Here is a 26,647-nt window from a genome sequence, read left to right on the forward strand (position 1 = left end):
CGATCAGCCTCCGAGATAGGTTGCGAGCAGCTCGTCGCGCTGCAACAGCACGGATGGTTCGCCCGACCAGACGAAAGCACCGTTGTCGAGCAGGTGAATGCGGTCGGCGATGTCGGCGACGCGCGCCGGGTTCTCCTCGACCAGCAGGATGGTGCGGCCGCTGGCCTTCAACCGCCCGATCACCTCGTAGATCTGCTCGATGATGATCGGGGCGAGGCCGAGCGACGGTTCGTCGATCAGCATCACGGTGCCCTTCATCATCAAGCCGCGGCCGATGCCGACCATCCGCCGCTCGCCGCCGGACAGGCTGGCTGCGATCTGGCTCTGCCGCTCGGCGAGCTTTGGCAGCAGCGTGAAGACCTCATCGAGCCGCCGCGCCACCGCCGCCTGATCGGAATCGAGATAAGCGCCCATCAGCAGGTTCTCGAGAACGCTCATGCCCGCGAACAACAGATCGCCTTGCGGCACATGGATCACGCCGCTGGCCGCGACCCGATGCGCCGGCTGGCCGGAGATCAGGCGGCCATTCAGCGAGATCGATCCCTTGCGCACCGGGAGCAGGCCGGAGATCGCGCGCAGCAGCGTGGATTTGCCGTGCCCGTTCGGGCCGACCACGGTGACGAGCTCGCCCGGATCGAGCGACAGCGAGACGCCCGTGAGGACGTTGCGCGCGTCGTAGCCGGTCACGAGCCCGTTGACGACGAGGCCGGAGGAATTGGACGGGTCAGCCATGGGCACTGAGCTCCGGCTGCTTGACGAAGAAGGCCTTGAGCCGGCTGGTGGCGGCCTTGCCCAGATAGGTCTCGACCACGGTCTGGTCATCGGCGACCGCCGAGGGCGCGCCTTCGAAGATCGCTTTGCCGTGGTGCATGATCACCACGCGCGTCGACAGCGAGAGCAGGAAGCGCATGACGTGCTCGATCAGCAGGATCGCAATCCCCGATGCCGACAGCCGCCTGACGACGTCGGCGATGCGATCGACCTCCGACGGGCTGAGGCCGCCGACCGGTTCGTCGAGCAGCAGCAGTTGCGGGGAGGTCGCAACGGCGCCCGCGATCATCAGAAGCTTGCGGTCGAGCACCGGCAGGTCGCGCGCGATGCGCTGGCGGCCGGCGATGCCGACCAGATCGAGCGCTGCGGCGGCGCGTTGCCGGGCGGCCCGGCTGACCGCAAAGCCCGGGAAGCGGCGGTTAGTGTCGCCGAAATGCGCGGCGACCTCGATATTCTCCTGCACCGAAAGGCTGTCGAACGCCGCATTGAGCTGGAAGGTGCGAGCGATTCCGGCGCGGCACACCTCATGTGCGGCAAGGCCGGTGATGTCGCGCCCCGCAAACAGGATGCGGCCCTCGGTGATGTCAGTGACGGCGGTGACGACGTCGAAGAATGTCGTCTTGCCGGCACCATTCGGGCCGCCGAGCCCGACCACCTCGCCGGGGCGAACGCTCAAGGACAGACCATCCACCGCACGGAGCGACCCGAAGGTCTTGGTCACGTCCTCGCAGACGAGCAGCGGGCCGTTCGTCTGGTCAGGGGAGGTCACCGCGTCGGCCTTTACGCCTTGATCCACGGCGGCAGCTTCATGGTGTCCGTCGCGTAGAGCGCGGGCGCGATCAGCTTGGGATCGGTGCGGTAGTCCTGGTGTTGCAGGAACTGGTGCACCATTCCGAGCGACGGATCCTTGATCTGGGTCGGATAGCAGAAGGCGGACTGGCCCTTCGGATCGGCGTGGTAGATGCCGTTGACGCCGCGATAGATCAGCCGCTTCATCGCTTCCGAGATCTTGCGGGTCTGCTCCTTGTTGCTGGGCTCGCTGGCGCCGCCGGCGATCGCGGCCGACAATGCATAGTGCCACAGCCCGTCATAGGTCTGCGAGCCCGTGATGAAGGCGGCATTGGCGCCGAACTTCTCGCGATAGGTCTTGCGGTAGGCCGCGGAGAATTCGTCGGGCAGGCAGCCGATCACGGTGGAATAGATCACGCCGTTGACCGCTTCCTTGCCGATCTCGCGGAATGCAGGGAGTGACGGCCCGTATTGCATGTAGACCAGGCTTTGGGTCGGCTCGGGCAGGAACTGGGTCATGAACTGCGCCAGATCCTGCGGCAGGAAGTGCGTCACCGCGATCGCGGCCGGCGGGTCCTGGCGCAGCTTGGCGAGCGTCGGTCCCCATTGGTTGGTCGGGAACGGCACGGTTTCATAAAGACCGAGCTCGAAGCCGAATTCCTTGACGCGGTCGCGGATCGCGTTGGCGATCACGATCGAATATTCGTTCGCCGATGGGATGATCGCGATCTTCTTGTTCGGCGGGTTCCACTGCTTGCTGTCGATCAGCGATTTCAGGAACAGCAGGAAGCCGGGGCCGTAGTAGAACTCGGGCGGATCACCCTGGAAGCAGGAGTAGTAGCGCTGCGGATCGCTGAGGAATTTCGTGTTGTGCGAGATCAGCGTGTTGTAGTGCACGAAGATCACGTCGTTGTCGGCGGCGACGTCCATCTCCACCATGTTGGTGCCGACATTGTAGCCGTTGATGATCGCGCTGGCCGAGTGGCGATCGATCAGGCGTTGCATCGCCTGGGTCACGATATCGGCGCCCATCTCCTTGGTGTCCTCGATCGCGATCTGGATCGGACGTCCCAGGATGCCGCCGGCGGCGTTGATCTCTTCGGCGGCGAGCGTGAGGCCGTTCTTGAACTCGATGCCGTCAGCGGCGGCAAAACCTGACATCGGCAAGGCCGAGCCCACCTTGACCGGGCCGCCTGCGGCGCGCGCGCCGTTGTTCAAGCTCGCCAGCATTGCAATTGAACCTGCGCCGGCGGCAACGCCGCCGAGAAGTGAACGTCGGTCGAGCATGATCGTCAGTACCCTTCGTCTCCGGCGCGGACTATCCGACGCCTCCCTTTAAAGCAGGAGATGCACGGCCGCGGCTGTTGCAGCGATTACTGCACGAACCGTGCCATGGCATCCGGCAATCGCATTCAGCAATGCCATCGTCAGCGCGCAGCAGGCAGCCGGCTGACGAGCGCGGCAGCCGCATCGATCACCGCGGCCTGATGCGGTTGCAATTCATTGCCGCCCCATGCGGCCATCAACGGCTCCCAGGGATCCGCGATATCGGTCTTGATGCCTGACAACTCCTCGAGCACCGCGAGCCCGCAATAGGGTGCGTACATTTCGGAGTAGCCGCCTTCATGCGTCATCAGGATGCGGCCGTTGCACAACGTCTTGGCAGCAGCGCGCAGCATGCGCGTCATCTCGCGATACGCCGCAGATGACAGCATCATGCGGCCGAGCGGATCGACGCCCGATGCATCGAAGCCCGATGCCACCACGATCATGTCGGGTGCGAAGCGGTAGAGCGCGGGCAGCACGACGCGTTCGAATGCTGTGCGATAGGCGCCGATGCCGGAGCCCGGCGGCAGCGGGACATTGATGTTGTAGCCGCCGCCTGCGCCGTCGCCGTTCTCGGCAAGCGCACCGGAATCGGGCGGGAACAGGTTGTCCTGGTGCAGCGAGATCGTCAGCACGCTCGGGTCTTCGTAGAACACCGCCTGGGTGCCGTTGCCGTGATGGACGTCCCAGTCGACCACGGCGACGCGCGCCACCTGGCCGGTGGCCTGCAAATGCCGGATCGCGATGCTGGCGTTGGCGAACAGGCAGAACCCCATGCCCAGCTCCGGCCGGGCATGATGTCCCGGCGGACGGACCAGTGCATAGGCGGTCTCGACCGCGCCCGATGCGACCGCTTCGCCCGCGGCAATGGCACCGCCCGCTGCAAGCAATGCGATCTCGTAGCTGCCGGCGCCGAGCGGCGTCAGTTGGCTGGCATCGCCGCCGCCGGCGTCGCTGAGGCGCTTGATATGGGCGATATGCTCCGACGTATGGACGCGGGCGAGTTCGGCCACCGTCGCCGCGCGCGGCCTGATCTGCACGAGATGATCGAGCAGGCCGCTGACCTCGACCAGGTTGCGGAAGCGGCGCTTGGTCTCCGGATTCTCGGCATGAGTGCCGGGCTGGATCGTCAATCCCGGCGGAAACACCTGGGCCCAGTTGCCGGTGTTGTGCCACATGTAAAGTTCATGGCAGACGAACCCAGTAGCCATGCGAACGATCCCTTGTCCCTGTCGCGCCCGCCTCGTGTCGATCTATTCCACCGCGCTGATCGCCTCGTCGAACGTATCCGCGATCTTGTCGGCGTGTTCGGTGGTGAACGTCAGCGGCGGGGAGATGATGAAGGTATCGGCGAGGTTGCGGATCAGGACGCCCTTGGCGACGCAGCGCTCCCAGATGCGCTGGCCGAAATTCTCCGCGAGGTCGAATGGCCGCTTGGTCACGGGATCGGCGACCAGCTCGATGCCGAGCATCAGCCCCTTGCCGCGCACGTCGCCCATATTGGGATGACGCTTCTGGATGTCCTTCAACCGCGCCAGCAGATAGGCGCCGACCTTGCCGGCATTGGCCGGCAGCTCCTCCTGTTCGACGATGCGCAAATTGGCGATCGCGGCGGCGCAGGCGAGGGGATGGCCGGCATAGGTATTGCCGTGCATGAAGGCGCGCGGCGTGAATTGCGACTTGTCGTCGGACTGAAAGGCGGCTGCGACCTTCGCGTTGATCAAGGTGGCACCGAGCGGGATGTAGCCGCTGTTGATCCCCTTGGCGAACACCATGATGTCGGGTTTGACGCCCCAGGCGCGGCTGCCGAACATGCTCCCCGAGCGGCCGAACCCAGTGACGACCTCATCGGCGATCAGCAGCACGCCGTGGCGATCGCAGACCTCGCGCAGCAGCGGCCAGAAATTCGCCGGCGGCACGATCACGCCGCCGGCGCCCTGCACCGGTTCGGCCATGAAGGCGGCGACGCTGTCCGGTCCCTGATAGACGATCTCGCGCTCGAGCAACTCGGCGCAGAGCCGGCCGAGCGCCTCCGGGTCCGACGTGAACGGGTTGCGATAGACGTGCGGCGTCTCGACCTGGAAGAAGCCCGGCAGCAGTGGCGTGAATTGCTCCTTGTAGACGTTGACGCCGCCGGCGGACAGCGCTCCCAATGTCACGCCATGATAGGCGCCGCGCAGCGAGATGATCTTGGTGCGCAGCGGCTGGCCGGCGAGCCGCCAATATTGCTTGGCGAGCTTGATCGCCGCCTCGTTGGCCTCCGAGCCGCCGGACGAGAAGAATGCGCGCACCATGCCCTCCGGCGCAGCCAGCCGGCAGAGCTCGTCGGCGAGCGCGACGGACGGGCTGTTGGTGGTGTTGCCGAAGGTCGAATAGAAGCTGAGACGATCGAGCTGCTCGATGATCGCCTGTTTGATCTCGGGTCGGCCATGCCCGACATTGACGTTCCACAGCCCGGCCTGTCCGTCGAGATAGCGGCCGCCATGGCCGTCCGAGACATAGACGCCTTCGCCGCCCTCGATGCAGATTGGCGGGTTCTCGGCGAGGAAGTTGGCATTGGCGAAGGGGTAGACGACGTGACGGATCAGCGTGTCGTTGTTGCGAGCGGTGGCTGCGGTCATGGTCCCGTTCCTCTCGACGAGTGTTGTCCCCGGTTCATCCGGTGCTCATTGCCGCAAGGATAAACACAGGAGACAAAACTGGTCAAATGACCAATTTTGTGCAACATGCAAATTTGTGCGGCACGGGATAAACAATCGTTGAGCGCATTGGAGAAACGGATGGCAATCGCGGGACGTGAGGCGGTCGGTGCCAAGGGCGAACGGACGCGGCGCCAGATCATCGAGGGCGCCTTGCAGGCACTCGGCACCGGCGGCGTCGCGGCGACCACGACGCGCGACATCGCGGCCGGCGCCGGCGTCCGCCTCGCCACGCTGCACTATCATTTCGAGAGCAAGAGCGCGCTGCTGCTCGCGGTGCTTGAACATCTGATCGACGAGACCACCACGGCGCTGCGCGAGGAAACCGGCGATAGCGCCGACATCGCGAGCTGCATCCGCGAATCCCTGCGCGCCGGCTGGCGCTATCTGACGCGAACGCTCGAGCTGCAGATCGTGCAGTATGAACTCACGCTCTATGCGCTCCGCCGTGACGATGCGGCCGGGCTAGCGGCCTATCAGTACGACGCCTACATCAAGGTCTATCAGGACATCCTGCAAGGCGTCGCGGTGCGAACCGGCGAGCTCGATGCGGCGGGATGCGCCGACGTCGCCCGCTTCATGCTGGCCGGTATCGACGGCCTGCTGTTGCAGGAGCTGGCGAAGCCGAACAAGGCGCGCTCGTCACGCGCGATCGAGACGCTGATCGCGGCGACCCAGGGATTCGCGAGCCGGCTGTCGAATGATCGCAAGGCGCGAAAGTAAGTGCGCAGAACCGTCGGATGGGTAGAGCGAAGCGAAACCCATCATGTTTTCCGCGGACCAGAGTCGATGGGTTTCGCTGCGCTCTACCCATCCGCACCGTTCAAAACAAAAGGCGCTCCCATCGGAAGCGCCTTTCGCATTCGTGCGTGCTGCAAGACTTACAGCGAGTAGTACATCTCGAACTCGACCGGGTGCGGGGTCATTTCGAAACGGGCGACCTCGGTCATCTTCAGCTCGATATAGGCGTCGATGAAGTCGTCGTCGAACACGCCGCCGTTCTTGAGGAACGCGCGATCCTTGTCGAGGCTCTCGAGCGCTTCGCGCAAGCTGCCGCAGACGGTCGGGATCTGCTTCAGCTCTTCCTTCGGCAGATCGTAGAGGTCCTTGTCCATCGCCGGACCCGGATCGATCTTGTTCTTGATGCCGTCGAGGCCGGCCATCAGCATCGCGGCGAAGCCGAGATAGGGGTTGGCCATCGGGTCGGGGAAGCGCACCTCGACGCGCTTGGCCTTCGGGTTCGCCGTATAGGGAATGCGGCAGGACGCCGAACGGTTGCGCGCGGAGTAGGCGAGCAGCACCGGCGCCTCATAGCCCGGGACCAGGCGCTTGTAGGAGTTGGTCGACGGGTTGGTGAAGGCGTTGATCGCCTTGGCGTGCTTGATGATGCCGCCGATGTAGTGCAGGCAGGTCTCCGACAGGTCGGCGTACTTGTTGCCGGCGAAGGTCGGCTTGCCCTCCTTCCAGATCGACTGGTGGACGTGCATGCCCGAGCCGTTGTCGCCATAGACCGGCTTCGGCATGAAGGTTGCGGTCTTGCCGTAGATGTGGGCGACCTGGTGGATGCAGTACTTGTAGACCTGCATCTGGTCGGCCATCAGCGTCAGGGTGTCGAACTTCATGCCGAGCTCGTGCTGGGCGGACGCGACCTCGTGATGGTGCTTCTCGACCTTGACGCCCATCTTGGCCATCGCGCCGAGCATCTCGGAGCGCATGTCCTGCACCGAGTCCTGCGGCGGCACCGGGAAGTAGCCGGCCTTGGTGCGGATGCGGTGGCCGAGGTTGCCGCCTTCATATTCGGTCGACGAATTGATCGGCAGTTCCGAGGAGTCGAGGCGGAAGCCGGTGTTGTACGGGTCGGCCGAGTAGCGCACGTCGTCGAACACGAAGAACTCGGCCTCGGGGCCGACGAACACGGTGTCGCCCACGCCCATCGACTTCACCATCGCCTCGGCCTTCTTGGCGATGCCGCGGGGATCGCGGTTGTAGGGTTCGCCGGTGGTCGGCTCGAGCACGTCGCAGGTGATGACCATGGTGGTCTCGGCGAAGAACGGATCGATCGTCGCGGTAACGGGGTCGGGCATCAGGCACATGTCGGATTCATTGATCGCCTTCCAGCCGGCGATCGACGAGCCGTCGAACATCGTGCCCTCGGCGAAGATGTCATCGTCGATCATGCTGACGTCGAAGGTGACGTGCTGCCACTTGCCGCGCGGATCGGTGAAGCGCAGGTCGACGTACTTGACGTCGTTGTCCTTGATCGATTTCAGGACGTCTTTGGCGGTCTTCATGAATACCCCTTATGATGTGCGGGTCGGTTTCCAGCGGTGAGCGACGTTATTCCCGCTTTTGGCGGGTTCGTGTGACTGCTCAAACGAAATCAGGCTGCCGAAGCAGCCTTTTTTCTCTTTTGCCGTCAGAAATTCCGGATAGCACCGCCCTTAAATAGCGTCCAGCCCGGATTCGCCGGTCCGGATGCGGATGGCTTCCTCGATGTTGGAGACGAAGATCTTGCCGTCGCCGATCCGCCCGGTCTGGGCCGCGCGACGGATCGCGTCGATCGCCTTCTCGACCAGCTCGTCGCCGATCACGATCTCGATCTTCACCTTGGGCAGGAAGTCGACGATGTATTCCGCACCGCGATAGAGTTCGGCGTGGCCCTTCTGGCGGCCAAATCCCTTGGCCTCGGTCACGGTGATGCCTTGCAGTCCGACTTCCTGGAGCGCTTCTTTCACCTCGTCGAGCTTGAAGGGCTTGATGATGGCTTCAATCTTCTTCACTGAGCGCCTCCCGGGCATTGCAGATTGCAGGGTCGAGTTCGATGCGCGTGGGGCGCAGTCAGGTTGGTCGTAAGCCTTCCGGCTTGTGGCCGGAAACACGCGCAATGGTCGCATGATGCGGCCCTTGTACGCGGCTTCCTCAAAAGCAGGGTCTATGCCAAGTTGTTAAGGTCCCCGATTTCGGAACGTTATCAGCCTTTTAACAGGCAATCGGTTGATATCGAACCACATGGGCCATGATATCCAAGCCTAACAAATAGGCAAATAGATCAATCCGTATGCATTCGGTCATGAGAAGTCCCGCGAACGTCACAGGAATTGCCTCTCGAAAAGGCGAAGCGATTGAGGATTCGGCATGGACGTTCTGACCACAACCGAGATGGAGCGCGCCGACCGGCTGACCATCGCAGCCGGCACCCCGGGCTTTGCGCTGATGATGAGCGCCGGCCAGGCCGTCGCTGAAGCCGCGATGGACCTGGTCGAGGAGGGGCCGATCGTCGTGGTCGCCGGCCGCGGCAACAATGGCGGCGACGGCTTTGTCGCCGCCGCCGAGCTTGCCGCGCGCGGCCGCGAGGTCTCGGTGATCCTGCTCTGCGAGCGCGACAGCCTGCAGGGCGACGCGGCGCTGGCGGCCAAGGGCTGGAAATATCCGGTGCTGCCGTTCAACCCGCAGGCGCTCGGCAAGCCGGCGCTGATCATCGACGCGTTGTTCGGCGCGGGCCTCAACCGGCCGGTCAAGGGCGATCCGCTGGAGATGATCGCGGCCATCAACGCCAACGGTACGCCGGTGCTGGCGGTCGACCTGCCGAGCGGCATCAACGGCACCACGGGTGCCGTGATGGGCGCGGCCGTGCAGGCGACCGAGACCGTCACCTTCTTCCGCAAGAAGCCCGCGCATCTGCTGCTGCCGGGCCGGATCCATTGCGGACGGGTGCGCGTCGCCGACATCGGGATCGACGCGCAGGTGCTCGACGAGATCAAGCCGCTGACCGCGGAGAACGTGCCGCAGGCCTGGCGCTGGTCGTTTCCGGTGCCGCGGATCGACGGCCACAAATATGCGAGGGGGCATGCCGTCGTGGTGTCGGGCGATCTCGCCTCGACCGGCGCGGCGCGGCTTGCCGCGCGCGCGGCGCTGCGCGCCGGCGCCGGCCTCGTGACGCTGGCTTCGCCGCGCGATGCGCTGGCCGTCAACGCGGCGGCGCTGACCGCGGTGATGGTGCGCGCGGTCGACAACCCGATCCAGTTCGCCGAACTGCTCGACGACAAGCGCCTCAACGCCTGCGTGATCGGCCCCGGTGCCGGCGTCAGCGCGCGCACCCGCGACTTCGTGCACACCGCGCTGTCGGCGCAGCGCCATCTGGTGCTCGACGCCGACGCGCTGACGAGTTTCGCCGGCTCGCCGGACCGGTTGTTCGAGGCGATCAAGGCGTCCGATGGACACGGGGTGGTGCTGACGCCGCATGAGGGCGAGTTTCCGCGGCTGTTCAGCGACATCTCCAACAAGCATCCCGGCCGCTCCAAGCTCGAGCGCGTGCGCGCCGCGGCCGAGCGCTCCGGCGCGGTGGTGCTGCTGAAGGGCGCCGACACGGTGGTCGCCTCGCCCGACGGCCGCGCCACCATCGCCGCCAACGCGCCGCCCTGGCTTGCCACCGCCGGCGCCGGCGACGTGCTATCAGGCATCATCGCAGGCTTCCTGGCGCAGGGCGTCGCGGCCTTCGAGGCCGCCAGCATCGGCGTCTGGCTGCACGGCGAGGCGGCCGGCGAGGCGGGGCCCGGCTTGATCGCGGAAGACCTCACCGAGGTGCTGCCGGCCGTGTTCCGCCGCCTCTATGACGAGTTCGGGATTGAGTATTAGGCGGCCCTGCGAAGGCCTCTCGGAATGCGGCACTACTTCGCCGTTCGCCTTGAGCACCGCTGAAGCCGGCGCACAGGGACGCCGGGTCGCTTGCGTGGCAGCCGCTGCCCCGCATTGTTCGCGGGAACTGAACAACTGGTTAGATATTTGCGTTTCTTCGATCGGTCCGGCTGGCCTATACGATCGCGATCGTTGCCTCGCATGGACCAATTCGATGAACGCACCGAGCAATCCGCTTTCCACCACCGAGCGGACCGCCGCTCCGTTTCACGGGAGCGTCGACCCGGCGTCCTATCGCGCGGCGATGCGCCATCACGCCGGTGCGGTGACGATCCTGTCCGCGGGCGGGCCGGGCGACCGGACCGGAATGACCGCGACGTCGGTCTGCTCGCTGTCCGACACGCCGCCGCGGCTGATCGCCTGCGTCAACCGCGCGGCGAGCGCGCATGGCCTGATCCGGCGCACGGCCGCGTTCGGCGTCAACATGCTGCATGCCGACCAGGCCGAACTCGCCAACGTGTTCGCCGGCCGCCGCGGCATCGAGCGGGACAGTCGCTTCAGGGAAAGTGACGGCTGGCTGTCGCTTGCCACGGGCGCGCCGATCCTTAAAGGAGCGCTGATCGGGCTCGACTGCGAGCTGATCCACGAACATGCGCACGACACGCATTCGATCTTCGTCGGCGCGGTGCGCGCGATGCATTTGCGTGAGGGGGAGACACCGCTGATCTATTTCGGCGGCGCATTCCGCGCGCTCGCTCCGGCGTGACGACTGACGACCGACGGCTCAGGGGCGCGGCTTGAGGAATTTGTGAACCACTGACGTCAGCGCGCTGGCGGCCGGCGAGAAAGATTGGCCCCGCAGCGAGACGATGCAGACCGTGCGCTCCAGCGTCGGATTCGTGATCGGCAGCGCCTGCATCGTCTTCCTGACCGGCCGCGGCAGGGCGACCTTCGGCAAAATGCCGACGCCAAGGCCGGCGCCGGCCAGCGCGGCCAGCGTATAGCTGTGCTCGACCTCGAACTTGATCTTCATCTGAAGGTTACGCACCGCGAGCGCGCGCTCCAGCATCGAGCGCAGCGCCGCCGATTTGGAGTTGAGCAGGATCGGGTAGGCGGACAGTTCAGTGAGATCGACCGAGCTGCGCTTGCGAAACGGGAACGCCCTCGTCGCCAGGGCATAGATCGGATCGTTGAACAATGGTGCAAACTGAAACTCGGTCGAGCCGTCCATCTCCGGTCCGATGCCGAAATCGGCCTCACGCCGGCGCAGGCAGTCCAGCATGTCCTCGGCCGCGAGCTCGCGCAGATTGATGTTGATGCCGGGATAGCTCGCCTGGAAGGCATGCAGCGCTTGCGGCAGGACGGTCGCGGCGATGGTCGGCACGCAGGCGAGCGACAGCGTGCCGCGCTGGATGTCGATCACCTCGCGGATTTCGCGCAGACCGTTCTCCCATTCGCCGAGCGCGCGTCGCGCATGCGTGAGCAACTGCAATCCTTCCGCGGTCAGTTCGACGCGCCGCGTGGTGCGGTGAAACAGCGCGGCGCCGACCTGGTCCTCCAGCAGCTTGATCTGCATGCTGACCGCGGATTGCGAGCGGTTGAGCTGCTCGGAAGCCTGGCGAAAGCTCTTGTTCTCGGCAACCGCAATGAACATGTGCAGCAGCTTGAAATTGATCTGCGACATCGATTGTGCCCCGCAGAGATTATCCCGACAAACTGAATAGTTCTTAAGATAATCTCGTTAGAAAGATCAGTGTCGGACATCTAGCATGATTGCATTGGCCGCGGGAGACGATCCGGCGGCGCGATGCAGAAAAGAAGCTTCATGTCCTTCACCGTCACCAAGCCGCGGACACGCCGCGTCCAGCGTTCCGAGCTCGCGGTTCCGGCCACCTCCACCCACTTCTTCGAGCGCGCGGCGAACAGCGCGGCCGACTTCATCTTCCTCGATCTCGAGGATGCGGTGGCACCGCCGCGCAAGGTCGAGGCGCGCGAGATCGCGATCGAGGCGCTGAACCGGATCGACTGGGGCAACAAGACGCTGGCGGTGCGGATCAACGGGCTCGACACCGAATGGGCGCATCGCGACATCATCGAGATCGTCAGTCGCGCGCCGCGCCTCGACCTCGTCATGGTGCCGAAGGTCGGCACCGCCTTCGACGTCCGTTTCGTCGACGCGCTGCTGACCGGGCTCGAACGCGAGTTCCCGCGCGCAAAGCCGCTCGGCATCGAGATCCTGATCGAGACCACGCTCGGCCTCGCCAATGTCGAGGACATCGTGCAGGCGTCGGAGCGGCTGGAGGCCGTCATCTTCGGCATCGGCGATTACTCGATCGACCTGCGCACCTGCGGCGAGATCATCGGCGCGTCCGATCCGCGCTATGCGGTGCTCACCGATGCCGGCGAGGGCGGCGCGCGCCAGATGCACTGGAACGACCAGTGGCATTTCGCGCTGGCCCGCATCGCCAACGCCTGCCGTGCCCACGGCCTGCGCGCGATCGACGGCCCCTACGCCAATTTCGGCGATGCCGCGGGCTTTCGCGCCAGCGCCGCGCGGGCGGCCGCGCTCGGCTTCGAAGGCAAATGGGCGATCCATCCCGCGCAGCTCGAGATCGCCAATGAAATTTTCTCGCCCACCGCGCGGGAGATCGGCTGGGCGCGCGAGATCGCGGCCAAAATCCAATCCGCGAGTGCCGGCGGCGACGGCGCCTTCGGGCAGGACGGCGTGCTGATCGACCTCGCGGTGCTGAAGCGCGCGCAGGCGATCATCGACCGTCACGAGGCGATCGCGGCGGCGGGCAGGGAGGGGGCGCGCAATGTCGCATGAGCCGCCGCTGGCCGGCATTCGGGTGCTCGACATCGCGACCTTCGTGGCGGCGCCGTTCTGCGGGACCGTGCTGTCCGACTTCGGCGCCGAGGTGATCAAGATCGAGCAGCCCGGCACAGGCGATCCCTTGCGGCGGTTCGGCACGCCGAGCGAATGCGGCGACAGCTACGTCTGGCTCAGCGAGGCCCGCAACAAGAAATCGGTCACGCTCGACCTGCGGGACGCGCAGGGTGCCGCGCTGTTCCGCGAGCTGGTACGCCAGTCGGACGTGGTACTGGAGAATTTCCGGCCGGGCACGCTGGAGAAATGGGGCCTCGGCTTCGAGGCGCTGCGCGAGATCAACCCCAGGCTCGTGATGCTGCGGATCAGCGCCTACGGACAGGACGGCCCGTTGCGCGACAAGCCGGGCTTTGCCCGGATCGCCCACGGGTTCAGCGGACTGGCTTATCTCGCCGGCGAAGCCGGACGCCAGCCGGTGATGCCGGGCTCGACCTCGCTCGCGGATTATATCTCCGGGCTGTGGGGCGCACTCGGGGTGCTGTTGGCGCTGCGCCATGCGGACGCGACCGGACACGGCCAGGTCGTCGACATCGCCCTCTATGAATCGGTGTTCCGCCTGCTCGACGAGATGGCGACCGTGTTTGCCAAGACCGGCTTCGTGCGCGAGCGGCTGGGCGCCGACACGGTCAATGTCGTGCCGCACAGCCATTACCAGGCCGCCGACGGCAAATGGGTGGCGCTGGCCTGCTCGAGCGACAAGATGTTCGAGCGGCTGGCGCAAGCCATGCAGCGCCCCGAACTTGCGACCGATCCGCGCTACGCGGCAATGGCCGGGCGGCTGGCGCGGCGCGAGGAGGTTAACGGCATGGTCGCCGATTGGATCGGCAGCATGCCGCTCGAGACGGCGCTTGCGGAATGCGAACGCTATGACGTGCCGTGCGGGCCGATCTACAGCATCGCGGACATCTTCGCCGATCCGCAGTACCGCGCCCGCGGCAATATCGTCGAGGTGCCGTCGCGTGCCGGGCCGATCGCGGTGCCGAGCGCAATCCCGAAGATGTCCCGCACGCCGCCGCAGTTCCAGCATGCCGGCGCGGCGCTCGGCGCGCATACCGATGAAATCCTGACCTCGCTTGCCGGCGCAACGGCGGCGGCGCTCGCCGCGCTGCGCAACGACGGGGTGATCTGACATGAACCCATTATCCTGCGGCCACGAAGGAACGACGCCATGACCAGGCAGATGAAACTGATCGGCTTCCTGCAGGCCCAGAATTGCTCGAACTATCCGGCCTCCTGGCGCCACCCGGAGGCGCGACCGAACTGGTTCTCGCGCGAGTATTATCAGGAGATCGGCCGCACGCTGGAGCACGGCAAATTCCATCTCGCCTTCTTCGACGACCGGCTCGCGATCCCCGATCGCTTCGGCGACGATTTCCGCGAGACCGTCCGCCACGGAGTGCGCGCGGCCAAGCTCGATCCGGTTGCGGTCGCGCTGACGATGGGACTGGCGACCGAGCGTCTCGGCATCGGCGTGACTTACTCGACCACCTATTACGAGCCGTTCCATGTCGCGCGGGTGTTCGCGACGATGGACCTGCTGCTGGGCGGCCGCGCCGCCTGGAACGTGGTGACCTCGCTGAACGATTCCGAGGCGGCGAATTTCGGCGCCTCGCGGCATCTCAGCCATGATCTGCGCTACGACCGGGCCGACGAGTTCATGGAAGTCGTGCTCGGGCACTGGAACAGCTGGGAGGACGGCGCGGTCCGCTTTGACCGCGAGAGCGGCCTGTTCGCCGACCCGGCGAAGGTGCACCGGCTCGATCATCACGGGCAGTTCTTCCGCTCGCGCGGGCCGTTCACGGTGCCGCGCTCGCCGCAGGGGCATCCGGTGATCATCCAGGCCGGGCAGAGCGGCCGCGGCAAGACCTTCGCGGCGCGCTGGGGTGAGCTGATCTTCGTGATCTATCCCACCCTCGACATCGCCAAGCGGCAATATGCCGATTTGAAGGGAACATTGGCGAAGACGGGCAGGGACATCAGCATCGCGCCGGCGGTCTACCCGGTTGTCGCCGAGACCCAGGCCGAGGCCGAGGACAAGTTCGCGGCGATCGACGCCCTCGCCAAGCCGATCGATGCGCTGACGCTGTTGTCGGAGGTCTTGAACTACGATTTCGCGGCCAAGCCAATGGACGAGCCGTTCACGTCGGATGAACTGGCCTCGATCAGCGGGCTGCAGGCGATCCGCGACCGCGTCATGAATCTCTGCGGCAAGCCCAACCCGACCCCGCGCGACTTCGTCCAGTTCAGCGGTCGAGGGACGCTCGCCGAACTGCCGACCTTCGTCGGCTCGCCCAAGGCCGTCGCCGATCAGATGGAGCGCTGGTTCTCCGAAGGCGGCTGTGACGGCTTTGTCGTCGCCGCCACCCATGTGCCCGGCACCTACCAGGACTTCGTGCGCCTGGTGGTGCCCGAGCTGCAGCGCCGCGGCCTGTTCCAGCGCGAGTACCAGGGCGACACCCTGCGCGAGAACCTCGGTTTGCCGCGACCGCAAGCCGCGCATGCAAGCAAGGCCTGCGAGGAGGCGCGCGTTTCGACCGGATGATGCCGGCACGACCATCACTGCAGACAACGATCAAAAAACAAAATCAGGGAGGCAGAATTGACCACGACAGGCGTCAATGCGGGTGGGCGGCTCGACAGGTTGCCGATCTCGGGATTTCACTACCGGATCTTCGCACTGATCGGAGCCGGACTGTTCGTCGATGGCTTCGAGATTTTCCTCGCCGGCAGCATCCTGGGCGCGCTGGTCCAGTCCGGATATTCGGACCTCCCCCAGAATGCGCGCTTCATCTCGGCGACGTTTGTCGGGATGCTGATCGGCGCCTGGCTGGCAGGCGTTGCCGGCGACCGCCTCGGACGGAAGTTCGCCTATCAGGCTAACCTGCTGATCTTCGGCATCAGCGCGCTGGCGGCGACGCTGGCGCCGTCGATGAACTGGCTGATCGCGGCGCGCTTCGTGATGGGCCTCGGGCTCGGCGCCGAGATCGTCGTCGGCTATGTCGTGCTCAGCGAATTCATCCCGCCGCAGCAGCGCGGGCGCTGGGGCGCGGCGCTCGCGACCTGCACCAACGGCGCGTTGTTCGTCGCGACGCTGGTCGGCTGGGTCGTCATTCCGCATCTCGGCTGGCGCTGGATGTTCGCGCTGTGCGGCATCGGCGCGATGATCGTGTGGTTCCTGCGGCGCTCGCTGCCGGAATCGCCGCGCTGGCTGGAGACGCAAGGCAAGAGCGCGGAAGCGGAGGCCGTGCTGGCTGCGATCGAGCAGGAGGTCGGCAGCGGCGAGACGCTGCCGACCCCGGCCTATCAGCCCGCTCCGGTCCGGCCCGATACCAGCTTCACGCGGCTGTTCTCGCGCGCGTTGATCGCGCGGACCATCGTCGGCTGCATGATCCTGATCGGGCTCAACACCGCGGTCTACGGCTTCATCGCCTGGATTCCGACCTTCTTCGTCAAGCAGGGCATCAACCTGTCGTCGTCGCTCGGCTACACCATGCTGATGACGCTCGGCAGCCCGCTCGGCACGTTGTCCGGCATGTGGATCGGCGAGAAGATCGACCGCAAGCCGTCGCTGATCGTGCTGTCGCTCGCGGCGGCCGGGCTCGGGCTGATCTATCCGATGTTCATCAATCCGGTTGCCTTCGTCGTGATCGGCTTCCTGCTGGTGTTCACTGTGGCGGTGATGCTGGCGCTGGCCTGGGGGCTCTACATCCCCGAGCTGTTCCCAACCGAGCTCAGGATGCGCGGATCCGGCATCTGCAATACGGCCGGCCGGCTGATGTCGATCGTCACGCCGTTCGCCGTGGTCGAGCTGTTCACGAGGTTCGGCGTCACCGGCGTCGTCTCGGTGGTGGCCGGGCTGCTGGTGGTGCAGGCGGTCGCGGTCGCCGTACTCGGCATCGAGACCCGCAAGCGTCCGCTGGAGGCGTTGCGGCCGGAGGCGATGGACGCTGAGGGGCCGCTCGCGCAGGCACGCGGCAAGCTGCAACCGAGCCCCGGAACGATCGCCGGCGGCGAGTGAAATCAAGCGCGTGATGTCCGCATGATCCGTGCATGCGAACATCGGCTCGTGGCCATGTCTCACGATACTTTTGGTGGACGCGTCGCGGGATGCGGGCTAAACGCGCAGGAAATTCCCTCGGCACCGTGAATCTCGCTCGTGAGTGGCAGGCAGAACAATTTCCTTGCTCAGGCGCTGCAACAAGGCGCATTGGCGTTGCGGGCGCAGCAGTTTGCTCAGGCCGAGCAGATCGCGACCAACATCCTGAAATCGAACCGCACGGACCGGCACGCCGCGCTGCTGCTGGCGCATGCACTGATGGGGCAGAAGCGAGGCGACGAGGCGATCGCGCCGCTCGAGCGGGTTGCGCGCCGCGGCGAGGACGGCGAGGTTGAAACCCTGCTTGGCGCGTTGCTGTGTGGCGCGGGTCGCGCGCCGGACGGGATTGCGCAGCTTCGCCGCACGGCAGCGCGCCGGCCGCCATACCTCCCCTCGTTCCGGGAACTCGCCGGCCAGCTCGCCAAGGCCGGTGACTACGACGAGGCGATCGGCACGATCGAGGCCGCCCTTGCGCTGGCTCCTGACAGCGTCGACCTGAAGTACGATTTGGGGCGCCTGTTGCACGATGCCGGCCGGATCGAGCGGGCTGTGAGCGTCCTCACTGCCGCGCATCGTGCTGCACCGGAACGTCCCGACGTCCTTAGCCAGCTCGGGCGAGTCCTGATCCTTCATGGTGATTACGCCGCGGCCGCGGATGCGCTGCGCCGCGCGCTCGCGCTGTATCCGGACGACCGCTTGACCCGTGCCCATCTCGCGTCATCCCTGTTCGAACAGGGTGAGCGCGGCGCAGCCGAGGCGGCGCTGCGTGCCGTCGTCCGGGGGCAGCCCCAGCTATTGGGACGCGCGGCATTCGTCATGGCCGCGGGGTCGCATGGCCGCTTCTTCTTCTCGCAGCGCGCGGCCGCGAAATTCCTCGGTGGTGACGCAGGCTGAGCGCAGCGGACGACACCCCGTCGTGCTCCAAGTTAAATGAGTTAAGTGCAGTCCAGCAGTGTCACCGTAATCCGTAATCCTGCCAATGCATCAAGAGGCCGCGCAGCAACAATGGATCGACGTCGACATTGCCGATGTCAGCGCCGGGCGAACCTGTGCATCGCGCCCAGCAAGGGGGTTGAGCGGGCAACCTCGTTCGTCCAGGCGTGCGACGTCTCCCGTATCTCGCCCGGCGTCAATCCGAACTTGCGACGGAACGCCCGCACGAAGGTGGAATCGCTGCTGAAGCGCAGACTGATCGCAAGATCGAGCAGCCGGATGTTCTTTCCATCCGGTTCAGCGAGCCGCCTCATGGCGAGATTCAATCGCTGGTCCTGGACGTAAGCCGCAAGGCCGCCCTCGGGCTTGAACATCCGGTAGAGGCTTGCCCGCGAAATGCCGAACCGGCCGCACAGATCTTCTGCGCCGAGCGGCTCGGTCTCAAGATGACTTTCGATGTATCGTTTGATCATGGCCAGGAATAGCTCGCGATCGGCAGGTTCGACATCGCCCGCCGCATCAGCGGAGCTTCCAGCCGCTTCGGCGACGAGATCAGCGATGACGTCGATCAACGCAGCAGGAGCGCCCTCGCTTGTCTCGGCGATCCGCCACAGTTCCGCGTATTGGGACGTCAAAGGGGAGACCGCCTGCCGGCTTCCTGCGGACAACAAAATGCCCGTTGCAGAATCGGGGTGGGCCAGCCGCGGTGCCAGGACCGACCGTGGCAGCACCAACGTCCGGACACGGCAGCGACGGTTGCAGCCTTCGATCAGAATCGTCCGGCTCGGTCGTGCCATGTCGACGAGAAATATGTCGCGCGGGCGAACTGTCAATTCGCGGCGGCCGGAGGTGAAGGCCATTTCTCCTTCCACGCACTCGGCGATCTGAAAGACGTCAACACCTCCGCTGGCGACGTCCGCCGCTGTACGCTCGTATCGAACGCCGGTCGTGGCGGTCTCGATCAGCAATGCGCCTCCCGCCTTCAACGGCACCCAGATCGATCGCGACGATAATTCGAAATCGTTTTCCGAGGCGAGCGGGATGATTTCGGAAACGCCCTTCGTTCGTTCGCGCAGTTGCTGCAGGACTTGGCTACCCCGGCCTTGTAACATCGAGGACATGCATGCATTTCCGGCTTGGATTTGGCCACTTACCATGACATTTGCATCCTTGCATCCCAGGCGATCGCAAGACGAAGAGCAAGTTGACAATTGCTTGAACGGCGAGGCTTTCGTGGTTTTTTAAGCCGACGGCTCTCCTGGGACTTGTGCGCAACGCTGCCGGCATCAGGGGCGGCAGCGGACCGATGGTTCCGATGAAGGCTTCCTGTCGAACCGATCTCTGCTCGCGCAGCAAGGGTCGGCCGCTGCTGCTGCTCGGCGGGCGAGCCCAGGTAATCAGGCTCAAAGCGCTCATTCGCATCTGCCCACCGGGCGGCGCGAACCATGTGTCGTTTGCGCATCACTCCATTTTCGAATCTGCGGCTGAGACGCTGGGCACAGCGCGCAATGTCTTGACCTGTTACGCCTTGGCCCGCCGATGCTCGAAGGGACGGCGGATGAATTTCGGAGCGAGCATGCGTGTGTCCTATTGCCCTGGCCGTGTCGTAGGGCGCTGCGTATCTCGCCTCGGTTCGACCACGCTCGCGCTGGCGCTGATCCTGACCATCGCTCTGTCGGCTTCTGTCTGTGCGCAAACCGCCGGTGGCAACGGAGGCAAAGCCGCTACTGCTGGCGGTGCCGGTGGCGCCTATGGGGTTGCAGGTGAGGCGGGGGGCAACGTCGGCCCAGGCGATTGGGGCGCCGGCGGTGGCGGTGGCGGCGGTGCGAATGCCGCGGGTGGAAATGGCGGGAATGGGCCTTCCGGAAATGGAGGCAGCGGCGGCGTGGCTGGCCAGGTCGGTGTCAACAACGGCGCTGGCGGGGCCGGAGCGAGCCAGCCGTCCGGAGGTGGCGGCGGCGGCGGCGGCGGTGGCGGCGCCGATGGAAGTGTCGCTTCGATCAGCACCGTCTATGGTGCCGATCATTCTGGCGGTGCCGGTGGCGTTGGCGGCGATGCTCCTGCGACCCAGAGCGATATTTTGGACTCTGTGACTGCAGGTGGAGGAGGGGGCGGCGCCGGAGGAAATGGCGTTACCGTAACGGCGGCCGGTGCAACCATCACGCTGAGCAGCGGACATTCCCTGATCGGGGGGGCTGGCGGGAGCGGAGGAGGAGCATTCGTTGACTTTGGTGGCAGCGGAGGCGCTGGCGGCGGCGGGGGAACCGGAGTCGCTTTTCAAGCGGGTGGTGCGCTCATCAACAACGGCACTGTCGCGGGAAGCTCCGGCGGTGCAGGCGGTGACGCGTTTGGTCATTACATCGACGCTAGAAGCGACAATGGCGCCGGCGGCGCAGGTGGAATTGGCGTTTTCTTTGCCAACACCGGGTCGCTGAACAACCTAGGCATCCTCACCGGTGGCAACGGCGGCGCAGCGGGACTTGACCAGAACAACGGCCGCGCCGGAATCGGCGGCAACGGTGGCGCGGGTGCAGTCTTTGCTCAAGGCGCGACCGCAACGAATCGTGGGACGATCGCCGGCGGCAACGGCGGCACGGGTGGCTCGAGTATCAACGAGTTTGGTGCATCCGGTGGAACGGGTGGCGCAGCGGTATCGGTCATGGGCAACGGGGAATTGACCAATTTCGGAACGGTCAGCGGTGGGCAAGGGGGGAGTGGTGGATATGGCGTCGGTAACAGTGGAGGAAGCGGGGGAGCTGGCGGAGCAGCCATCTTCGTCACCGGCAACGGCGAATTGACCAATTCTGGAACAGTGGCCGGCGGGACCGGAGGAACTGGTGGACTGGGATCAAGTCTGAATGGAGGAGGCGGGGGAGCAGGCGGAGCAGCCATCTTCATCACTGGCAATGGGGAATTGACCAATTCTGGAACAGTGGCCGGCGGAGCCGGAGGGGCCGGTGAATTTGGAGGTCTGAATGGCGGAAACGGCGGGAATGGCGGAGCCGGTGCATCGCTCGCCCTCGGTGGGGTCGTGCGCAACATGCCGACCGCTACGATCGCGGGCGGCGATGGCGCTGCCGGCAACGATGGTTCTCTTAATGGCGGCGCCGGCGGCCGCGGCGGTACCGGCGCATCGCTTGGTCAAGCCGGCGCCATCGCCAATTCAGGTGCTATCACGGGCGGTCGCGGTGGCGACGGTGGAAAGGCCTCGATTGGAGGAAATGGCGGAGCGGGCGGTCTCGGCGCGTCGCTTGGTCAAACCGGCGCCATCACCAATTCGGGCGCTATCACGGGCGGTGGTGGTGGCAACGGTGGGACGGGCACATTTGGAGGCAACGGCGGAGCGGGTGGCATCGGCGCCTCGCTCGCTCAAGGCGGAACGCTCGCCAACACGGCCACCGCAGCAATCGTCGGCGGCAATGGAGGGATCGGTGCGACGGGAACAAATCTGGGTGCCGACGGCGCGGGCGGAGATGGCATCACGGGAGCCAATCTGACGGTCATCAATGCCGGGTCAATCTCGGGCGGCCTTGGCGGAGATGGTATGACGCGTGCGAATGCGATCACCTTCACGGGCGGCAGCAATGTGCTGGAGCTGCAGGCCGGCTCGACCATCACCGGCAACGTGGTCGGCACCGGCACCGACACGCTGCGGTTGGGCGGATCGAGCAACAGCAGCTTGGACATCTCAAGCATTGGACCCTCGGCGCAGTATCAGGGCTTTTCGAACGTCGAAAAGACGGGCACCAGCACATGGAGGCTGACGGGCACCACCAATGCCGCCGCATCCTGGAGCATCGATCAAGGCACATTCCAGGTCGACGGCACGATCGCCAATGCGACAAGCGTGAACGTCAACGCCGGTGGCACGCTGTCGGGAACGGGCGTGGTCGGTCCTGTGACAACCACGATCATGTCCGGGGGCAGCTTCGCACCGGGCAACGGCACGCCGGGCACCTCGATGACGATCGCCGGCAATCTCGTCTTCCAGTCCGGTGCGCTGTATTTTGTCCAGGTCAACCCGTCGACAGCATCATTTGCGACCATCACGGGCGCCGCAACTCTCGGCGGCGCCACTGTGAATGCGGTGTTCGCCAGCGGCAGCTATGTTGCCAAGCAGTACACGATTTTGACCGCGGGGGGTGGGGTCAGCGGTACTTTCGGTCCGACGGTGGTCACCACCAATCTGCCGACCGACTTCCACACGACGCTGAGCTCCGACGCCAACAATGCCTATCTCAATCTGGTGTTGGACTTCGTCCCTCCCGGCGTGTCGAACTTCGCCCTTCCCGGCGGTCTCAACGGCAACCAGCAGGCGGTTGCGAACGCCTTGACAAGTTTCTTTGACGTCAATGGCACGATCCCGCTGATCTACGGCGCGCTGACGCCGGCGGGCCTCACGCAAATCTCCGGCGAGATCGGCACCTCATCGCAGCAGACGACCTTCGACGCGATGAACCTCTTTATGGGGCTGTTGACTGATCCGTTCCTGCAGCGGAACGGCCGTTCGGGTCTGACGTCGCCTGCGTCCAGCTCTGCGGAGGATGAGGAGCTGAGCGCCTACGCCGGCCGAAATCGAAACGAGGCCTTCGCGATGTTCACCAAAGCGCCGCCGGCGAGCTTCGAGCGGCGCTGGAGCGTGTGGGCGGCAGGATTTGGCGGCTCGCAATCGACCGACGGCAATGCGCTGGTCGGCTCGAATAAGAGCATCAGTTCGATCTCGGGCACGGCGATCGGCGCTGACTATCTGTTCTCGCCCTATACGCTCGCCGGCTTTGCACTCGCCGGCGGTGGCACGAACTTCAGCGTCAATGGCCTCGGCTCAGGACGCTCCGACCTGTTCCAGGCCGGCGCCTATCTGCGCCACACCCATGGACCAGCCTACATCTCGGCAGCACTTGCCTACGGCTGGCAGGACGTCACCACCGATCGCATCGTGACGATCTCGGCTGTCGATCATCTGCGCGCGGAGTTCAATGCCAATGCTTGGTCCGGACGCATCGAGAGCGGGTATCGCTTCCTCGAACCATGGAGCGGGGCTGGGCTGACGCCCTATGCGGCCGCGCAGTTCACCACGTTCAATGTGCCTTCTTATGCCGAGCAGGTGATCTCAGGCGCGTCAGCCTTCGCGCTGACCTATGGCGCAAGAAGTCCGACCGACACGCGTAGCGAATTAGGTTTCCGCACAGACAAGTCGTTCGCGCTTCGCGATGGCGCGCTGACGCTGCGCGGGCGCCTTGCCTGGGCGCATGACTTTGATCCGGATCGTTCGATCGCCGCGACCTTCCAGGCGCTGCCGGGCGCAAGCTTCGTCGTCAACGGCGCCGCTCAGGCTTCGGACTCCGCACTCACCACGGCGTCGATCGAGAAGAAATGGACGAACGGCTGGTCGGCCGCTGCGACGTTCGAGGGTGAGTTCTCGAATGTCACGCGCTCTTACGCAAGCAAGGCCATCGTGCGCTGTGCGTGGTAATGTAAGGATCGCCAAGGGAGCGAACTTCAAAATTCAAGGGCACTACCAAACTTATGATTCTAGTGTGCTTTATGAATGCCAAGTTCGTGAAAATGGCAGCCGCGAGATCACACGAACTTCGCATTCAGCACACTAGGCCCTGAATTTTCTGCGGTAGAGGTTGGGCTCGCGCTTGAGCTCGCCGCGAAATTCGCCGACGCGCTTGGCTTCATCCGTGGTGAACGGCGATGCCTCCGCGGTCCAGCTGTCGCGCTTCACCGGAATGCACTGCGCGATCGGAGTCCCCTTGGGCAGGACGCCTCTGAAATTCTTATCGTGCCAGTATGCCGGGAAATGCACCCAATTGTCGGCATAGAGATCGGAATTGACCAGGCCGGTGAGCGTGGTGAACGGCAGGTCGAACCGGTTGACGGGATGCGTGAAGTAGACCGCGTAGCCTTCGGGAGCTTCGACGGTCCACAGATTGTGGAATTTGAGGAAGAAGCGTCCCTCTTCGAACAGCGGGGTGCCGGTGACCTGACCGGGGTCGTGAAATCCGATCGGCGAGCGCGGGAATTCGGGCGTGCCTCCCGGCGGCAGGTCGTGGTCCCAGGTGATCTCGCCGTCCTCGATCTTGAGATCGCAGACCAGCGGCAGCAGGAATCCGCTGGTCATCGCATCGACGAATGGCGGGCAGCGCTTGATGGTGTCCTCGTCGTGCAGGTTGATCGAGGAGAACGCCGTCGCCGGCATCGCCTTGAGCCAGTCGGGAACGCCCTGGGCCGCTGGGATAGGCCGCGGAATCAGTCCCTCAAGCTCCGCCGGACAACGGAATTTGAGCGTCAGCTTGTTGGTGGTGGACATTGGGCGCTCCGATGTCTTGTTGGCCTACATCAATGCGTGCCAAAGGTGAAGCGCATGATCGCCGGTGGGCAGCCGCCGCCCATTCGCCGATTTATGATTGCGACAGGGCAGGCTGCATCACTTGCGCACGAGATAAAGCGGCGTTCTCAGCGTCAGCTGATAGGATGGCTTCGGTACCCATATGATCTGGGCCGTGACCCCGAACAGACGATTGTCGTTGTCGTCCATCCGATCGAGATCGAGCCTGAGAATGGGCTGGGTGAAGGACTGGATCGGCGCGAAGCTCAGGAGCTGCGCGCCGCCAAAGTATTGCACGCCGGCGCGGCCGGTGAATTTCCAATTGCTCGGCCACTGATAATAGCCGCCGACATAGCCGATGACGTTCGGATGGATCCTGGCCAACGCGGTCGCGACCTCGACGCGGGTGTCCTGGATGCCCGCCAGCATTCCCCGTGTCGCGTCCTCATCGAAGGCGTAGTCGAACTCGAGAATGTTGTTGAAGGTCGTCGTGGCCGTCGGCCCGTTCGGGATTGTCTGGGTGAACGTCGATTGCCAGGTGATGGTCGGGATCGAGCCGCCGTTCTGACTGTAGAGGTCCGCCTGGAACCCGACGTTCCAACTGGTGGCGTCGAAGGGTGACCAACCCTGCGCCGGCCCGTAGGTCGTCGTGCCGGACATGCCGGCGTAGAGCGAGACCGTATCGGAGACATCCACCGTCAAGGGGAAATCGACGGCAAGCGATTGGCGGGATGGCAGGGGTACGCTCGCGGGAAGCGAGCCGCCCCTGGCAAGCGCGAGCGACTGCAGCGCGCTGAAGAGAGCCGGGCTGCCGAAACCGACCGGCAGGGCGCCGGCCGGCACCGTTGCGTAGCTTGTCCGCAAATCGAGATAGATATTCGGCGCCGCGTTCGAGTTGCCGCTGTCGTCGTCGCGATCCTTGCCGGACGCCGGTCCGGTGAGGCATGCGGCGATCAGGCCGGTCAGGACGAGCCTCGACAACACCAGGGACTTGCCGAATGAGGTGGTCGAAAGGCGCGGGGAAACTGGCACGACCTCCGGGCTCCTCACCCATTTCGACGCGCCAAAGCGCGATGAGACTGGATCGAATCTAGCTTACCAGATATTTCGCCACCGCCGGCTCGTTCCACTCGATGCCGAGCCCCGGACCGCGCGCGGTCACCGCGCCATCGATGATCTCGGCGGGCCTTGTGAGGATCGCGCCGGCGAAGTCGAGGAATTCGAGCCAGTGCGCGGTCGGCGTCACCGCCAGCAGATGCGCGCTGACCTCGGCGAACAGATGGCTCGACATCGGGATCGAGGCGGCATCGGCCTGTCCCGCGACCTGCATCCAGCCGGTGACGCCGCCGACCTTCATCACGTCGGGCATGATGAAGTCGGATGCGCCGGCGGCGACAGCCTCGGCGAAGCCGCGCGGAAACCACCAGTTCTCGCCGGCCTGGATCGGCGTCGGCGAGGTCTCGCGGACCTTGGCGTGGCCGGACAGGCTTTCCTGCGGCACCGGCTCCTCGATCCAGTGCAGATCGTAGGGGGCAAGCCGGGCGATGCGGCGGGTCGCTTCCGCCGGATCGAGCGACTGGTTGAAGTCGATCATCAGCGCGATGTCGGGACCGAGCAGGGCGCGCACGCCCTTGACGACGCGCTCGTCATTGGCGGCATCGCCGTCGCCGCCCTTGATCTTGATGCCGCGAAAACCCTGGTCGAGCGAACGGCGCAGCGCGCGCTCGTCAGCCACCGGATCGACCACGCCGTAGCTGTCATAGGCCCTGATCGGCTTTGCCGAGCCGCCGAGCAGCTCGACCAGCGGCCGGCCGGCGAGCTGGCCGAGCACGTCCCAATAGGCCATGTCGAGGCCGGACACCGCCATGCCGACCAGGCCTTGCGAGCCGAGCAGCCGAAACCTGGCGTCCATCGCCTTCATCAGGTCGAACGGCGCGACCGGCTTGCCGATGAGCTCGCGGCCGATCTCCTCGATCAGATAACAAAGCGGGTTAAGCGTGAGCTTGCTGTAGGCGAAGATGTAGGTACGGCCGGTAACACCTTGATCGGTCTCGACATCGATCAGGAACAGCGGGCCGGAATCGATCACGCCGAAGGCGTTCTTCACCGGACGCTTGAGCGGCACCACGACGCTTCGCGCCTTCACTCCGCGGATCGCCGCAACTGTCTGGCCCATG

The 26,647-nt window shown here is 65.1% G+C and carries 21 protein-coding genes; 9 read left to right on the forward strand and 12 right to left on the reverse strand.

Going from position 1 to position 26,647, the window contains the following annotated elements; genetic code table 11:
• Window positions 1-3: 3 nt before the first annotated feature.
• From ACVINW_RS29355 to ACVINW_RS29375, 5 genes are all read right to left on the reverse strand, one after another.
• On the reverse strand, window positions 4-732 hold the full coding sequence (locus ACVINW_RS29355) for an ABC transporter ATP-binding protein (protein ID WP_456754493.1): 729 nt from the start codon (window positions 730-732) through the stop codon (window positions 4-6).
• Window positions 725-1,567, reverse strand: a complete 843-nt coding sequence (locus ACVINW_RS29360; protein ID WP_456754494.1) for an ABC transporter ATP-binding protein — start codon at window positions 1,565-1,567, stop codon at window positions 725-727. Before ACVINW_RS29360 ends, ACVINW_RS29355 begins: the two co-directional genes overlap by 8 nt.
• Window positions 1,552-2,847, reverse strand: coding sequence for an ABC transporter substrate-binding protein (locus ACVINW_RS29365; RefSeq protein ID WP_456754495.1), 1,296 nt, complete (start codon window positions 2,845-2,847; stop codon window positions 1,552-1,554). The genes ACVINW_RS29360 and ACVINW_RS29365 overlap by 16 nt, the downstream gene beginning before the upstream one ends.
• A 140-nt stretch (window positions 2,848-2,987) precedes the next feature.
• Entirely contained in the window at window positions 2,988-4,097 is a 1,110-nt protein-coding gene (locus ACVINW_RS29370; RefSeq protein ID WP_456754496.1) for a class II histone deacetylase, read from the reverse strand.
• 42 nt (window positions 4,098-4,139) lie between these two features.
• Window positions 4,140-5,507, reverse strand: a complete 1,368-nt coding sequence (locus ACVINW_RS29375; protein WP_456754497.1) for an aminotransferase class III-fold pyridoxal phosphate-dependent enzyme — start codon at window positions 5,505-5,507, stop codon at window positions 4,140-4,142.
• A gap of 159 nt (window positions 5,508-5,666) precedes the next feature.
• Between ACVINW_RS29375 and ACVINW_RS29380 the strand changes: the two genes are divergently transcribed.
• A complete protein-coding gene (locus ACVINW_RS29380) occupies window positions 5,667-6,308 on the forward strand; it encodes a TetR/AcrR family transcriptional regulator (RefSeq protein ID WP_456754498.1) in 642 nt (213 codons plus the stop codon).
• Between the two features lie 158 nt (window positions 6,309-6,466).
• On the opposite strand, the gene glnA is transcribed toward ACVINW_RS29380, so the two are convergent.
• Entirely contained in the window at window positions 6,467-7,876 is a 1,410-nt protein-coding gene (gene glnA / locus ACVINW_RS29385; RefSeq protein ID WP_456733062.1) for a type I glutamate--ammonia ligase, read from the reverse strand.
• Between the two features lie 150 nt (window positions 7,877-8,026).
• The gene (locus tag ACVINW_RS29390) at window positions 8,027-8,365 is read right to left on the reverse strand and encodes a P-II family nitrogen regulator (RefSeq protein WP_044542445.1); all 339 of its coding nucleotides are present in this window, start codon (window positions 8,363-8,365) and stop codon (window positions 8,027-8,029) included.
• A 355-nt stretch (window positions 8,366-8,720) separates the two neighbouring features.
• Between ACVINW_RS29390 and ACVINW_RS29395 the strand changes: the two genes are divergently transcribed.
• Together ACVINW_RS29395 and ACVINW_RS29400 are read left to right on the forward strand one after the other, a co-directional pair.
• Complete coding sequence (locus tag ACVINW_RS29395; RefSeq protein WP_456754499.1) at window positions 8,721-10,220, forward strand: NAD(P)H-hydrate dehydratase; 1,500 nt, start codon at window positions 8,721-8,723, stop codon at window positions 10,218-10,220.
• Window positions 10,221-10,434: 214 nt separating this feature from the next.
• Window positions 10,435-10,986 carry a flavin reductase family protein gene (locus tag ACVINW_RS29400; RefSeq protein WP_456754500.1) on the forward strand — a complete coding sequence of 184 codons (552 nt, stop codon included), beginning with the start codon at window positions 10,435-10,437 and terminating at the stop codon, window positions 10,984-10,986.
• Window positions 10,987-11,004: 18 nt separating this feature from the next.
• Here ACVINW_RS29400 and ACVINW_RS29405 read toward each other — a convergent pair whose 3' ends face one another.
• The gene (locus ACVINW_RS29405) at window positions 11,005-11,904 is read right to left on the reverse strand and encodes a LysR family transcriptional regulator (RefSeq protein ID WP_456754501.1); all 900 of its coding nucleotides are present in this window, start codon (window positions 11,902-11,904) and stop codon (window positions 11,005-11,007) included.
• A 141-nt stretch (window positions 11,905-12,045) separates the two neighbouring features.
• On the opposite strand from ACVINW_RS29405, the gene ACVINW_RS29410 reads away from it, so the two are divergent.
• The 5 genes from ACVINW_RS29410 to ACVINW_RS29430 all read left to right on the forward strand — a co-directional run bounded on the left by ACVINW_RS29410 (window position 12,046) and on the right by ACVINW_RS29430 (window position 18,097).
• Window positions 12,046-13,047, forward strand: a complete 1,002-nt coding sequence (locus tag ACVINW_RS29410; protein WP_456754502.1) for an HpcH/HpaI aldolase/citrate lyase family protein — start codon at window positions 12,046-12,048, stop codon at window positions 13,045-13,047.
• A complete protein-coding gene (locus ACVINW_RS29415) occupies window positions 13,037-14,236 on the forward strand; it encodes a CaiB/BaiF CoA transferase family protein (protein ID WP_456754503.1) in 1,200 nt (399 codons plus the stop codon). Before ACVINW_RS29410 ends, ACVINW_RS29415 begins: the two co-directional genes overlap by 11 nt.
• Window positions 14,237-14,275: 39 nt before the next feature.
• A complete protein-coding gene (locus tag ACVINW_RS29420; protein ID WP_456754504.1) occupies window positions 14,276-15,649 on the forward strand; it encodes an LLM class flavin-dependent oxidoreductase in 1,374 nt (457 codons plus the stop codon).
• Between the two features lie 57 nt (window positions 15,650-15,706).
• The gene (locus tag ACVINW_RS29425) at window positions 15,707-17,125 is read left to right on the forward strand and encodes an MFS transporter (protein ID WP_456754505.1); all 1,419 of its coding nucleotides are present in this window, start codon (window positions 15,707-15,709) and stop codon (window positions 17,123-17,125) included.
• A 138-nt stretch (window positions 17,126-17,263) separates the two neighbouring features.
• The gene (locus ACVINW_RS29430; protein ID WP_456754506.1) at window positions 17,264-18,097 is read left to right on the forward strand and encodes a tetratricopeptide repeat protein; all 834 of its coding nucleotides are present in this window, start codon (window positions 17,264-17,266) and stop codon (window positions 18,095-18,097) included.
• A gap of 137 nt (window positions 18,098-18,234) precedes the next feature.
• Here the strand turns inward: ACVINW_RS29430 and ACVINW_RS29435 are convergent, their stop codons facing one another.
• Window positions 18,235-19,257: an AraC family transcriptional regulator gene (locus ACVINW_RS29435; protein ID WP_456754507.1), complete on the reverse strand. Its 1,023-nt coding sequence runs from the start codon at window positions 19,255-19,257 to the stop codon at window positions 18,235-18,237.
• A gap of 185 nt (window positions 19,258-19,442) precedes the next feature.
• Here ACVINW_RS29435 and ACVINW_RS29440 point away from each other — a divergent pair, with 185 nt between their 5' ends.
• Entirely contained in the window at window positions 19,443-23,609 is a 4,167-nt protein-coding gene (locus ACVINW_RS29440; RefSeq protein ID WP_456754508.1) for an autotransporter domain-containing protein, read from the forward strand.
• A gap of 132 nt (window positions 23,610-23,741) precedes the next feature.
• Here the strand turns inward: ACVINW_RS29440 and ACVINW_RS29445 are convergent, their stop codons facing one another.
• From ACVINW_RS29445 to ACVINW_RS29455, 3 genes are all read right to left on the reverse strand, one after another.
• Window positions 23,742-24,452, reverse strand: a complete 711-nt coding sequence (locus ACVINW_RS29445; protein ID WP_456754509.1) for a hypothetical protein — start codon at window positions 24,450-24,452, stop codon at window positions 23,742-23,744.
• Window positions 24,453-24,569: 117 nt separating this feature from the next.
• Window positions 24,570-25,502, reverse strand: coding sequence for a hypothetical protein (locus ACVINW_RS29450; RefSeq protein ID WP_456754510.1), 933 nt, complete (start codon window positions 25,500-25,502; stop codon window positions 24,570-24,572).
• 58 nt (window positions 25,503-25,560) lie between these two features.
• Window positions 25,561-26,646 carry an enolase C-terminal domain-like protein gene (locus ACVINW_RS29455; protein WP_456754511.1) on the reverse strand — a complete coding sequence of 362 codons (1,086 nt, stop codon included), beginning with the start codon at window positions 26,644-26,646 and terminating at the stop codon, window positions 25,561-25,563.
• Window position 26,647: the final 1 nt, after the last annotated feature.

The sequence above is a fragment of the Bradyrhizobium sp. USDA 4461 genome (assembly GCF_054055655.1).